Here is a 14,214-nt window from a genome sequence, read left to right as displayed (position 1 = left end):
TATGGTGAATTTCCCCCTTAAATCTGTAGCTTTTAGCAAACTCCTCCTTATCAATTTTTTGCAGCTTAATCTCTATATGTTCTATCGGTTGCTTGATTTATTTCTCTATATCTTTCTTATTAAATAAATATGCCTGTTTTGGATGGTTTGGCTGATTTGGATATTTCAACTGTAATTGTCCTTTTCGTAATAGCTTTGTTAAATAATTATTACGTACTCCATCCGGCGTTCTTTCTAGTAAATAAGCAAACTCTTTAAGCATGAGCGGTTTTTCTTTGCATAACTCAAGAATAATATGTTCCATCTGATTAGGCGAAAGCCGTTTTTTTTCACGAGCCAGCGCTGCAATATCCCATAGCTTCGTATCAATATCCTCCACATTCACCGAATTAGAAGAATCCTCTTCTTGTTCCTTATTATAGGAGTTATAATTATTATTATAGGAGTTAACATCGTTATTATATAAGTTAATCTCGCTATTACAGTAGTTATCTTCCTTATTATAGGAGTTAACATCGTTATTGTATGACTTTAACTCCTCTATTGAATATTTATTATAGGAGTTTCTTTTTTTATTATAGGAGTCAATTTCGACATCGTTTTCAGGTGTATTTTGATATTTTTCGACATCTTTAAAATTATTTCCCAAACCGGTTATGGACGTATTGTAAGTGTCTTTTTCAGAAGAACTTACCTGTCTTTCTTGAGTGGACAGAGATAACATGACCACTGTACGATGCATAGAAACATCTTGATCAATAGCCGGCGTTTTATAATGATGCAAGCTCCAATTTTGCTTTACTTTTTTCAAACCAGAGCCCGAACGTTCACATAGCCCTAGTAAACTGAATAGCTTAACGATATTTGGGTTTCGAAGCTGACTAACGGTATTGCTAAAAACTGAATCTGTAGGTACTAACAAAAGACCTGGATTAGAAAAAACGTAATGAGAAGGTTGCTTTTCTAAAATAACGCCGCCCTCGCCATTATAATCTGCATGAATAAGCATATTAATCAAAACTTCTGTTAAAGAGGAAGCGATTGACGGCTGGGGTTCGCTATTACGAACAATTTCATGGATATGGAAATAAAAATCAAAAATATTTCCTGACCACGTCCCGTCTTGAGAGGTAAAGCGCTCTGTCCATTCTTCATTTCCTTTACTTTCCCGGTATTCTAAAAAGTATTGTGGTAAAACTTCTGTGATAATCCGTTCTTCACTGAATAAAAGCAGGCCTGCGAGTGTGACTCCTTCTTTATGGGTATCTCTAACCTTTCCCCAAGCTCCTACTTTGTATAAAAACTCCTTTGTTTCAAGCGCATTCCAAGGATGAGCTGGTTTTACTTCAGCAAACCGATCCCGGTAGCTTTTGATCGTATCAAAATTTAACTCGTTTAATCCATAGTGCTCTAGGATGAGATTATCTTGTAACATATTCAACTCTCCTATTATCTTTGTATATTTATTTAACAGCGCGAATATGCTGTTTCTTAACTCTTGTTACTAACGTACTAACTTTATCTATCTAGATACCATCAGCACCCCAAAGTCCAGTCCGTAGATTGTACTTCTGTTGTGCAATTTCTTCTAAATCGATATATACATCTTATCTATTCTATCATTTTTTCTTTATTCTCTCCTTCATTTTTCAATCTTCAAAACAGTCGAGTTTATTGTGTAAAAGCTGTGGATAAAGATAAATATCCACAGCTTTTACACAGACTACAAACCCTTTTCTAGCTGTTTCAATATAAATTTGTTATAATACCCTTCATAACAACGGATTAAGTGAGGGATTACGTATGGAAAAAGCTACATTTGCAGGTGGATGTTTCTGGTGTATGGTTACACCTTTTGAAGAGCTAGAAGGTATTCACGGCATTGTATCAGGATATATGGGGGGAACTGTGGATAACCCTACTTATGAGCAAGTAAAATCTGGAACAAGCGGTTACTACGAAGTGGTTCAAATCACATTTGACCCTGAAGTGTTTCCCTATAAACGTTTATTAGATCTTTATTGGCCACAAATTGATCCAACAGATGACGGAGGTCAATTCCAAGATCGCGGCTCGCAATATCGAACAGCAATTTTTTACCATAACAACAACCAAAAACAAGCAGCTGAAGAGACGAAGATAGAGGTCGCAGAAAGTGGACGTTTTAAAAAACCAATCGTGACAAGCATTCTTCCTGCCTCTACGTTTTATGAAGCCGAAGAGTATCACCAAGATTTTCACAAGAAAAATCCAAAGCATTATAAAGAAGACCGCGCTAAGTCTGGTCGAGATGAATTTATTCAAGCGAACTGGAAATAATTCTTGTGTTCAAAATAAAGCCGCATAGCGTTTGCTATGCGGCTTTATTTTACCAATTATCTGTATAAGTCGTTGTTGTTGACGGCACGCTCCAATATTGCTGCGCAGGCTGCCATGCTTTTAACGATCCATCAGCTCTCTTCACAATTGCTTTAAATTGAACATTTTGACTCGCAGGAAAATAGACGGTGCCTCTCCAATCAGCTGTAGATGAATTATATGTTAATTTAATTGGATAAATGGACGTATCCCACTGACCTAGCTCAGCTCTGTCTCCAACAATATAAACCGTTTCTCCTAATGCAGTTGGCGCATTTTTTACTACAACCGTTTGCACAAGTGGTGTAACGCCCAACGTATTTTTAAATTGCCCCATAAGCGTATCATTGTTAATAACATCGTAGAAACGAAGCAAAGTAAATCCTGCAAAATTATAGTTAAAGGCCATTTCAGCTGCTTTTTTATATTGATCTTCACTGCCTATAGTTAAAGCATTTTCCCCATTTAAAACAACTCCTTTTGTATTCGCAATACCTGCTACTTGGCGTACAAGCATCTTTGGCATAGAATATTCCGGATAATTTCCGCTGTCCGTCATTTCTAAGCATGTAAAGGTGATATCTAATTTAGCTGTTTTAAATGCATCCAAAAGCGCATTGTAATCATTGTATCCAGCTGGTTTTTCTGCAGCATGAGGAATAGTCGGATTATTGTACTGCCAGTGGATTCCCGCCACTTTTGCACCGATTGGTACGTTAAAGGTGGAAGCAAAAGCCTGATGAGCTAACTGTCCAATACGTTTTGTGTGATCTTCCAAAGCTCCTTGATACCATGCTAAGAAATCTTTTCCATAAGCTGTTGAATAACCATCTTTTAAGAACTGATAGCCATCTGATGGCGGTAAAATTTGCGATGCAGACGTTAAATTGGTTCCCCACGCTTGATTAACGCCGGCGAGTGAACCGTATTTAGTCAAAGCATATGATTGAAACTTGCTTTTGGCGAAGTTCGTATACACTTGAAATTTCCCTCTAGACGGATAGCCGGTTCCGTCTGCTGCTGTATAGGACGGATAACGAATTTCACCTGCAGGGCCTCCTGATAAATAGATTTTAGCAACCACGTCTTTATAAGGTGCTAACGCTTGCGCAAATGCCGTGTAGAGCTCACCGTATTGCTTAGAAATAACGTCTGTTGCAAGCGGGCTTAGCGTTTCTTTATTTATCGTTCCCGTTTCAGATTTAAAGTAAAGGCTGTCATCACTTTTTAAGTTCCATACCCAAGATGGAAGCGGAACGTTACAATCATCTCCTACATTGCCTCCGCACTGATGAGTAGAAATAATAGGAACGATCTTTATACCTGCATTACGAGCAGCTTGAGCAAAGCGCTGCGCATAGGAAAAATCGAACTGCTGATCGCCGTTTTTCTCCATATCTCCCCACCAGAAGTCTACTGTCACTGCATAAAATCCATTTTGTTTCGCTTTGCGTAGATCGTTCTCAAATGCTTCCCATGTTGTATAGTCTGTTACCTTTTTTAAAGGCGCCATTAAATAGGTTTTGTAACCTGAATTCATTGATTTTCCATCTACGGCAGCCGCTCCGTTAATTGGATTCAAAATGAAAACGTTAACAAAAATGAACATCAAAACGAAAGCCAATCCTTTTTTACATAGCTGTTTCATATCTTCCCTCCATTTTTTCAAAATCACCTATAGGTATTCGGCGGATTTTGGTTTTTTCCTTTTTCTTTTATAAAAAAAAGACGCCCTGCAAGGACGCCTTCTTCATTAGTTCCAAATCTCATTCACCCATTCAGGATGGTCAATAAACGGATTGCGGTTATGCTGATAGTCTGAATAAATAATGTCATTTCTACGTCGTTCTCGATCATCTACTGGGTCTTTGGCGTTCCATTGAAGAAGCACAGATAATTTCCCGTGATAAGGAGCAGTGCCATTATTCACTGTGTTATTAAGTTCTAAGTCAGGCTCATCACTTACATCGCCTTCATAGCGCACGGCCATATAAAACAACATACGAGCCACGTCGCCTTTTACTTCATCTCGAGGTTCCCATGAATCACTGTCAAAATAATTTCCGAGTGCTTCGCTATGTTCCGTCCCTCCGTTATCAAAATCTAAGTTTCCTCTCGTACTGTTTACAGACACATCGGTTGGACGTAAGTGATGAAGATCTGTTCCAGGTCCCATAGCTGTTCCAAAATCCCCGTGAGACTTTGCCCAAACGTGCTCACGATTCCAATCGTCCACTCCGCCTCCATTTGTACTCTTAGCCTGTGAACGCCCCGTGTAGAGCAAAATAACGTTATTTGCGTTAGCTGGATCTTCATCCATTTTCTTTAAAGCTTCCCATACGGCTGAATACGACACTTCTGTGTGATGATCAATAATGTTATGAAGCTCTGCCTTTAAGCTGTTTCCTGTTTTTCCAGCTGCGGTACGATAATAGTCTTCTACTGGAACGGTTGGCTCTGTGGGATCTGGAGTCGGATCAGTTCCTCCTGTTTCTTTACTGATAGAAGTAACTGATTTTATTCCTGGGTGTGAAAAATAAGGAGTGAGTGTGCCCGTAACAGTAAGACTTTTCCCTTTTAACTCCGAGTGACTTTGAAGTCCAAATGTACTTCGCAAATTTGAAGGAATTTGAACGTACACCATCTTGTCTGTATTGGTTTCATTTGAACTGTCAGCAAGAGCAAATGCATAATCGTTTGGGTAATTGCTCGTAATAACTGTAGATGTGCCTGTAGGTTGACCTACTACATATCCTTTAACCGTTTGTACACTGTTGTTTTGATTCTCAAGAGCTTGTGCAACAGATAAAAATGCGGCTGCTTGACTAACAGGAGTTAAGCTCACTAAAAGAGCAAAAACAAGCAGGGACATTGCCCATGTTTTTTTACACAGAGCGTATAATTTCACTTTTTTATTCCTCCTTATGATAAGTTTGAAAACTAGTTTTCTTCCACCTCTTTATATTATTTTTTCACTGTGAATTCCCTGCCTCTTTTTTGTTAAGTTTTATAGTGAAAAAGCTGTATTCTTCTTTACAGTGACGGCCACTTTATGCGAAGGGTTATATTTTTAAAAGTCTACATTGGAAAAAGCATTATGTGTCTTTCTTTATATATGGTATAATCAACCGAATCGTAAAAGAGCTTATACCATTTCAGAAAATGAAATGATTTAAATAGAAATGAGGATTGTCTATGCTTAGTTTTGACGAAAAATTAGCTATTATTTCATCGTTTCCAGAGCTGCATCGAAAAGATGTATCTTTAGGACGCGTGAATTTTCATTATGAAGAAAGCGTGTACGATAAAACGGTTGTTGTGCATCATCTGCATCCTAACGGAAATGGATTTGTATATGCAGGGTTTTTAAAAGGATATGAAACAAATGACAAAGGTCTTGTGAATATCCGTGATTATACTGAAGAAGAGCTTCGCTCAATTATTGAAGCTTCTATTGAATCTTTGTCTACCCTTCCTGATACAGCTAGAGAAGAAGCTATTGTAGGGAATGGAAATGAACAGCGCTGGAACGGCCCAGACAATGCAACGCTTTTACTTGTTCATGAAGATGACCTGTGGAATATTTATTCTGGCTTGAATTTAGAGGCAGCATTTCTATCTTACGAAGAAGCAGAAGATTATTTGTTTGAAGAAGGCTTCCGCCGCCTATAAGCTTGCGTCTATACGAAAAAACCTCGCTGTTGATTAACAGCGAGGTTTTTTCATTTTTTTACAGAAGACTGAGGGCTAATGCGCGGTATTAAAACCGCAAATAATACAACAACCCCCACACCAATCAATAATAAATAAAACCATTGTAGGTCTGATGACTTTTCAGAAGCAGTTTGTTCTGTTCGATCTTTCTTGTAGGAAGTGTTTTTAGAAGAAAACAAGTTATATTCTTTTGCTTTCGCAGAAATCGTATTATCTTCAGCTGATGCGTTCGCAAAAAGACTTTCTTTTAAGCTCTCTTTCTCTGCATCTTCCTCTTTTTCAAATGTAAGATCCTTTATTTCCTCCGGAATATTTCCTACTTCTTTTTTATTTTCTAGCAAAGATTCGGGGTCCAAGTTAATCGGATCATCCTTATATACATTTGGTTTAATCTCTTCAACGTTTCCGTCATCAGCTTCAGCCGCTGCTGCTATAGGGAAACAAAGAAGTGAAAAAATAAGAACAATACTTCCAATCTTCTTATTAAGCACTATAGGTTTCATCATTTTCAACCTCTTTAGTCGTCTTTAAAGCACGAATAATAGATGGCAGAACACTTAAAACAGCAGTCATTCCCAGTAATACAATAAGCGCCTGTCCAAACAGAGACTGCATATCATATTGAATTGACATATATACTTTAGATACTGGATCTTCGTAATTAAAGTTTGGCATAGATAAGTTAAGAAGCGGGGTAATATAAAATAAAATCAACCCTACTGTCGTCACCCATCCAGCGAAGCTTCCTAATAAGAAAGCAATACGTACGAGTGTAGATGAAGCAAGCAATAAGACGATCGTAAAGATTGACCATTCCATTGCCCGGTCTCCCGATAACGAATAAATATTAAGGCTAAAGATACTTACCATTAACCCTACAATCAAATTCAATAACCCAAACAGCGTACCTTTTACAAGCATAGGTGCATGTCGGTAGTATTGACTGAAATAGCCAATTAGTAAGCTGCTGATTAAGATAATAACCAGAATGACAACCGGTGGAACCTCTTTTACTTTTTCAGCCGGCACTTCACCGCTTACTTGAAGAGGATTCGCTAAATAATGATAAACGTAATCATTATTCTGTCCATCTACTAATGTATTATTTAACAAACGGTATACCTGGCCGCGAACCAACTTCGTTGAATCCACGTTTTGGGCCCACTTGCTGTTAAGCGTGTCAGCTTTATCCTGGACTTCATTTACACGCTTCTGCAATTCATCTGTGTATGTGACAACATTAGCTTGTCTTTCACCTAAAGATGAAATGAGTTCGTTCATTCCCTTCAACTCTTGACCCATGCTTTGCTGTAGCGTCATTAAGCCCGTTACGTCCGGAGCTTCTTTCTTTTCTAATGCTTGATCTTCACCTGCGCTAGATTGAAGCTCTTGATTCATTGCATTTGCTTTTTCTTGAATAGCTGATAGCTCTTCCATAATAGATGCTTGTTCAGCATCAACTGTTTGTCCATATTGATCCGCAAAATCTTGCACTGAACTTTGGAACTGTGCTAACTCTTCTTTTGTTAGAGACAGGTTTTGTTGGATTTGCTTACGCGCGTCTTGAGAAGAGACGGTGCCAGCTAACGCCTGCTGCAAACTTCCTTTAATAGAGTCATTGTTAAGGACGCTGTTCTGTATGTCTGTATTTCCTACTTGAGCTAAAGTCAAATCATACTGCGATAAATCACCGTAGTACTTTAGCATATCTTCTGCACTGCTGCTTTTAATCTTACCTGAGAATGTATTGCTCAGCTTTTCCTTGCGAGAAGCTGAAAGGTTTGGAGAAGATAAGATTTTATCTTCTTTGTTTTTAATCATCGTAATGAGATTGTCTACATTCACACTACCTTTAGAAGGCTTTTTGCCGTCTTCTTTCAACTTTTCATTCTCTTTTTTTAATCGTTCATTTTCTTCTTGAAGCTTAGCAATTTGACTGCTCGACGACTTGGTTGCTTCTTCTAAGTCTTTCTCTGCTTTGTTTTTCTGTGCTGTCAAAGACTTAACGTCTGCTTCCAAACTTGCAATTTTCTGCTTCAGCGCATCCGTATTTTCTCCTGAAGCTTCCGGCTGAACGGTTACATTTTGCAGCTCATCTTTGACTGCTTGTACCTGTGTTTTCAGATTAGCCACTTTTTCAAGCGCACTTTTCACAGCATTGGATGTACCTGATGCATCCGATGTGTCCGGTGTTTCAGGCGTTTCCGTTCCCTCAGATGTCTCAGGTGCTTCAGGCGCTTCAGGTGTTTCGTTCACCATTCCTTGGAGCTGCTGTTCTAAGTCTTCAAGCCCTTTTGATATATCATCAAGCTTTGCTGTTTGCTGAGATAAATCCACTTTAATTGGTTCTGACGTTCCTTCGCCTTGACCGGAATCTGGCTGAGTTCCATCATTTTCTCCAGGATCCGTGGGCGTTTCTCCGCCTTGATTTGGATCTGGCTGAGTTCCGTTATCTTCCCCTGGATCCGCTGGCGTCTCTCCGCCTTGATTTGGATCTGGCTGAGTTCCGTCGTCTTCTCCTGGATCCGTTGAGCCTCCGCCACCATCACTTGATGAAGCTGTCTCTAGCTGCGCACGAAGCGGCTTTAGCTTATTTTCAATTTGATTTAGCGTTGTTTGCTCAGACTGCTGTTTGTATGAATTGACTATTTGGCCATTCAAGTCTTGCAGAGCTTTTTCTTGTTCACTGACGTTATCCGCTTGTTGATCTCCAAGTTCTCCAACGGCTTTTTGATTTTCATCCAGCTGCTGTTGAATGGAAGACAATCCGCTGAATACTTGATTGGCCTGCTCATTAAAATTTTGCTTGGATCTTGGCTGATTAGATTCAAGAGAAGACAACCCTTCTTGAATCGCAGCGACGCTTTGAGCCTGCGTTTTTTCAAGCATTTGCTTCTGTGTTTCTTGATATGTTTGATATTGATTCACATATTCAATGAAGCTGTTTAAATTCTTTTCAACCTGTTCTACGTCGCCTTGTCTGTCACTAGAACCTTTTTCTGCTTTATTTACATTATCTTGGATTTGCTGAAGAATTTTCTTTTGATCATTTAATTCACCCGCTAAATCTTTTGAATTCGGTTTATAAAAAGCGACCATTGTTTTTTGAAAGGCGATTTCTTTATTTAGAATTTTATCGAACTGTCCACGTACCTTATCCACTTCCTGTGATACATAACTCCAGTACAAAGAGGACATTTCATTATTAACCTTTGTAGTAGCATCTTCTAATTCCCCTACTACTTTTTCCTTATTAACTGCGTTAAGCTGACTTTGAACTTTGTATTCCAAAGTAGCTTTTTCTGGCTTTTTTTCCTGATACGATAAAATATTTTGTGAGAAGGTCGAGGGAATATAGATAACCGCATCATATTTCCCATTCTGTAAACCGCTTGTAGCTGCGCTTCGTCCAAGCACGGTCCATTGATAATCCGACCCCTCCTGTAAAAGAGGAGTCACTTTTTCTCCAAATTCTATCGCTTTTTCACTATTTTCTTTTACTCCATTATCTTCGTTAACAACCGCAATCGTTCTTGTTGAGTTTTCTGTGACTTGCAGCGGGTTGTCTCCAATATACTGGAAAAAGAAAGAAGGAAGAGCCAAAATTAAAACAACAGCTAATATGACTTTAAGTGTATACTTACGCTGTTCGGTCATGTTAAGATCTTCCTTTCACTTACACATAGCGGGATTTGAATTCTTGTTTCTTTTCCACTTTTAATATAATAACCGAAGCCAGGGTTAACATCGGCTTCTTTTCGGTCATAAGGAAGTGTAAATAAGCTTTGCTCTGTTTTCTTCATCAGCAACACGGCTTGGCTAATTTGCTTCACTTCTGTTGTTAACGCGTCAAATCCTTTTGAAAACTCATTGTTGTTCCCTGCAACAATCAAGTTAAAGCCCAGGTGACTATAATTTTTCATCAATTTTGTAATACGATCCTGCAGGACGCTGTCTAAGTTTTGCTGGAATCGTACAAATCCGTCTACTACAAGCATGATCGGGGCAAATGAAAGACTGTGTACCGTTCCTTCCTGCACTGCTTCCAAATACTTATTTTCACGTCGCTGCAATCGTTCTTCAGTTAAATCAAGCCAGTCGATAATCTGTTCTTTTGTTTCCATGTAAACAACTTGCTCTTCAGCTGCATAGCTTGATAAACCGCGGTCAACCGAATCAAATAGTCCGATTTGCTTCACGCCTTGTTCAAGCGCTGTTTGCAGTATGACCTTCACTACATTTGTCTTTCCTTTTTGCGTCTGCCCCATGACGATGCAATGCTTATTTTTCGTAAAGTTCATATGCACCGGTCGAACAAACTCTTCATCTAATCCAAGAGGAATGACTCCTTTTTCCCGAATAACCCTTCTGTCCGTCATAAACTCGGCAAGTACAAGTTTCGATGACAGCATTGGTACAGGCTCCGGAACAGTAGCATCAGCATATTGATTCTTTAATCGTTGAATGTGCAGCTTAACTGCATCAAAGATTTCAAAATCATCTTTTCCTTCCGCAGGTAAAAACAGCTGCGCAAAATAAGGTTGATCCGTTTTGATAATAGCCCGGCCTGGAATAGACTCTAGCGCATACGGCGTACGTCCTAAAATAGAATACGCTTCTGAATGATCCATTAAATAATGAACAACTTTTGTTTTCAAGTTATTCATAAGCGACTGACGAATAGAATTCACGCGCGTCGCGGTAAAGATCATATAAATTCCTAAAGACTGACCGTCACGCACGAGCTGTGTGAACTGCATTTCTAGATCTTGCATTTCTTCTTTGACAAGATCAAAATTATCAATCGTGATAAAAATTAGAGGAAGCTCTTCTGAACTTAGAGCATTATACATTTTGATATTGCTAACTTCCCGCTGTTGAAATAACTGCTTTCGCCTTGCGATTTCTTGTTTGATAATCGTCATGAATTTTTCAATTTTACGCATTTGATCCATTAAGAAATAATCCGCCGTATGAGGCAGCTGACGAAGCGGCAGCAGCGTGCCGTTTCCAAAGTCAAAAATGTAATAATGAAGCTGCTCCGGGCTCTGTCTTTCAGCTAGACTAAGAAGCAACATCATGACTGTAAACGATTTACCGTATCCTGACGAACCAAATATACCAATGTTTCCATCGTCCATCAGCTGATAGTTATATACCGTTTGGCTTTGCTTTTCCGGTTCATCAATCAAGCCAATTGGGAATACGCCGTCTCGCTTCTCTTTGTACTCACTGCGAAGCAATCTTTCTTTAAGAGGCGGCAGCCATGGACTATTTAATTTTTTGATAGCTAGTTCCTGCTGCGTTTTTTCAATTTTTTGCACCACAACATCAATTTCTGCTTCCGCTTGTTTAGATGACGTCTGCTGAGTAGATACATCAGATAAAGGAATCAACCCGAGATCTGTGACAATGGCGACTTCATCTTCAGCCCCATACGTATCTTCCATGTACGGCGCGCCGCTCCAAGCTGACTGAAACAGTTCATACACTTCATTATTTCCAACCTGCAGATAGCCTCGACCCGTCACCGTAATAGAAGCAGCGTCCGCATTTTTTAAAATTTCTTTACTGTCAGCGGCATCTTGGACTTTTAAAGCTACTTTAAAGCGCGCGTTACTCCAAATTTGATCGTCAATAACACCGCCTGGCTTTTGCGTCGCTAAAATTAAATGAACGCCCAGACTACGTCCAATGCGCGCCGCGCTGACTAATTCCCGAATGAACTCTGGTTCTTCACTTTTTAACTCGGCAAATTCATCCGAGATTAAGAATAAATGAGGCAGAGGTTCTTCTGCCATACCTTGCTTATATAAATCTGTATAATCATTAATGTGATTGACTTCATATCTATCAAACAAGCGCTGGCGCCGTTTTAATTCACTTTTAATAGAAGCTAGGGCTCTTGTACTAAAATTCTTACTTCCTTCAATGTTTGTAATGGTTCCAAGCAGATGAGGCATGTTTTTAAACGGCTGAGCCATTCCTCCGCCCTTATAGTCAATCAATAAAAACGCAACTTCATGGGGGTGGAAATTCACCGCTAGAGAAAGAATGTACGTTTGTAAGAATTCACTTTTTCCTGACCCCGTCGTACCTGCAAGTAATCCATGAGGGCCGTGAGCTTTTTCATGAAGATTTAGTTCAACAATATCTTCTTTTCCTTTTAAACCAATGGGAACTGCTAGCGACTTAGCTGATTCATTGCTTTGCCACCTTTGCACGATATCCAACTCACCAATTTCTCTTGCTTTAAATAATTCTAAGAATGAAACGCTATTTGGAATTGAGTTGGTCATGCCGACTTGGTGATCCAATGTTCGCAGCATCCTTGCAAATCTTTCATTATAATCAAGCGTGTGTTTATCAAGCTGAAATAGAATATTCACAGCTTTTTGCTTTTGAATTAATATATCCCCCTCGGATTCGTTAATATAACGGACGAGTGTATGAACATGCTCCGTTAAGCTTTCCTTTGTCTCTGCCGCAAATATCGCAGAGAACCCAAGGTGAGGGTGATATCCTTCTAAATACTCTAAGATAACGTGATCTGCAATTAACTGCTGATTCGTAATAATAAAAACAAAGTGAGGCAAGAAAACCCCTTCTCCTTTTGCTTCATCTAAATCGCGTTCTCTCAGCATTTCATAAATAGAAGATAAAAGCTGATCTCTCGTTTGTTCATTATAGATGAAACCTTTCGCAAAAGAATGCGGAAGCTGAAAATGAGGAAGCCATTTCATCCATTCCCACTCTTTATATTCTTCTTCATCAAAAATGAATACGAATCTTAGGTCATGATAACTGTGGGAAAATGCCAGCTGTCCTACAAGCTGATGCAGTTCATTCTTCACCGTTTTCATCTTTCCTACCAGACCGATAGAGCCTAAACCTAAATGAGCGGTAACAGGGGCATTTTTCACTTCTCGATAGACCTTTTCCATGTGCTGAGACTGCTCAAGCAAATCATCAATTTCTCGATTAGCCATATCTCCGCTATTCAAAGAAATTTGGTAGCTTCCCGGAACTGTTCCTGTTCCAAGGCGCACCTGTAAAAAATCACTGCTTTCTACAGTTCGTTCCCAAATTCGATCAGAAATCTGTTCTGTTAAATATTTCATTCGTTCAAACGTCGGAAAATGATAAGATAATACATCTCGTTGAACTGATACTAGTTCTTGTAATTCCTCGCGCTTGTTTTCTAAATACTTTGTATAAATTCGACGACGACGCTCCTGCCGCTTCTTGCGCTGTTTTTTATCTTTGAAGTATTGAACGGTAGATACAATCAGCGTAGTCGTAAACATCATGACAGATATAATAATAAAAATTCCCCTAGGCTGAATAATCGAGACCGTACCCATGACTAAAAGCATGACTAATGGCGGTAAAATAGTAAGCCATAAGCTTCGGTTATTTTCATCATTGTCCTGAGACGGAAAGGACAAGCTTACCTTATCATTAGGCAAATCATATATCATGCGCGGTGTCCGTCTATAAACCGGGTACTTCTTTTTCATTTCAGAAATAGGCTGTGCCGTAGCTGGAAGCTTAGATGCATAATCGTAGTAGCTTTGAATCTTCAGCAAATCTTTTTCGATCAATTGAATCGTCATAGAAGACCATAAAATAAGATCTCCGGGCTGAAGGTTCGTATTCTCTTCTAGTCGGTGTCCGTTAAGATAAAGCGGTTCTTGGTTATAAAAGACCTTCCACTTCCCGTTTATCTTTGATAAGTAAAATCCTTCTTTTGGCTCTACTACACACTTTTGTTTCTGCTGATACACATCAGCTGCTTCATCACTTGTGGAAAACGAAACTTCTGATCCGTAATCAATATAATAGACAGCTTCTTTAACAGCCGTCTCTGTAAGGACAAAGGTTAAAGCATGTCCTTGTTCTCGCCATACAAACGACTCAGAAACAGATAGCTCTGCTATCCTTTCTTCTCCGTAGGAAATTAAGAGCCGGCCGTTCTTTTCAGATGACAGCGTCATTTGCCCTTTCTCAAACGGATAGGAAAACGTAAAAGTTTGATGCTGAGTGTTTCCAACCGTTGCTTGGCGAAAGGTTTTAAAATCTACAGGCAGCTGCTGATACGTTTGCCCACTAACTACCCAAAGCATATTCATACAACTACCT

Annotated in this window: 8 protein-coding genes; 2 read left to right on the top strand and 6 right to left on the bottom strand. The window is 39.2% G+C overall.

Features of this window, described 5'->3' with window-relative positions; genetic code table 11:
• Positions 1-97: 97 nt before the first annotated feature.
• Positions 98-1,435, bottom strand: coding sequence for a DUF8451 domain-containing protein (locus tag LIS78_RS01850; protein WP_252284580.1), 1,338 nt, complete (start codon positions 1,433-1,435; stop codon positions 98-100).
• A 368-nt stretch (positions 1,436-1,803) separates the two neighbouring features.
• On the opposite strand from LIS78_RS01850, the gene msrA reads away from it, so the two are divergent.
• Positions 1,804-2,319, top strand: coding sequence for a peptide-methionine (S)-S-oxide reductase MsrA (gene msrA / locus LIS78_RS01845; protein ID WP_252284579.1), 516 nt, complete (start codon positions 1,804-1,806; stop codon positions 2,317-2,319).
• A gap of 49 nt (positions 2,320-2,368) precedes the next feature.
• On the opposite strand, the gene LIS78_RS01840 is transcribed toward msrA, so the two are convergent.
• Together LIS78_RS01840 and LIS78_RS01835 are read right to left on the bottom strand one after the other, a co-directional pair.
• Complete coding sequence (locus LIS78_RS01840) at positions 2,369-4,006, bottom strand: family 14 glycosylhydrolase (RefSeq protein WP_286676939.1); 1,638 nt, start codon at positions 4,004-4,006, stop codon at positions 2,369-2,371.
• 105 nt (positions 4,007-4,111) lie between these two features.
• A complete protein-coding gene (locus LIS78_RS01835; RefSeq protein ID WP_252284578.1) occupies positions 4,112-5,266 on the bottom strand; it encodes an endonuclease in 1,155 nt (384 codons plus the stop codon).
• Between the two features lie 287 nt (positions 5,267-5,553).
• Between LIS78_RS01835 and LIS78_RS01830 the strand changes: the two genes are divergently transcribed.
• The gene (locus LIS78_RS01830) at positions 5,554-6,030 is read left to right on the top strand and encodes a hypothetical protein (protein WP_097824761.1); all 477 of its coding nucleotides are present in this window, start codon (positions 5,554-5,556) and stop codon (positions 6,028-6,030) included.
• A gap of 50 nt (positions 6,031-6,080) precedes the next feature.
• Here the strand turns inward: LIS78_RS01830 and essA are convergent, their stop codons facing one another.
• The 3 genes from essA to essC are packed head-to-tail and all read right to left on the bottom strand — an operon-like array spanning position 6,081 to position 14,204.
• Entirely contained in the window at positions 6,081-6,578 is a 498-nt protein-coding gene (essA, locus tag LIS78_RS01825; RefSeq protein WP_195781371.1) for a type VII secretion protein EssA, read from the bottom strand.
• Positions 6,556-9,729, bottom strand: a complete 3,174-nt coding sequence (gene esaA / locus LIS78_RS01820; RefSeq protein WP_252284577.1) for a type VII secretion protein EsaA — start codon at positions 9,727-9,729, stop codon at positions 6,556-6,558. The genes essA and esaA overlap by 23 nt, the downstream gene beginning before the upstream one ends.
• A complete protein-coding gene (gene essC, locus LIS78_RS01815) occupies positions 9,726-14,204 on the bottom strand; it encodes a type VII secretion protein EssC (protein ID WP_252284576.1) in 4,479 nt (1,492 codons plus the stop codon). The genes esaA and essC overlap by 4 nt, the downstream gene beginning before the upstream one ends.
• Between the last annotated feature and the right edge of the window lie 10 nt (positions 14,205-14,214).

The sequence above is a fragment of the Priestia megaterium genome, from assembly GCF_023824195.1.
In the GTDB taxonomy this organism is placed as follows: Bacteria; Bacillota; Bacilli; order Bacillales; family Bacillaceae_H; genus Priestia; species Priestia megaterium_D.
Note: the sequence above shows the minus strand (reverse complement) of the source record. Positions and strands in the feature narration are given on the sequence as shown.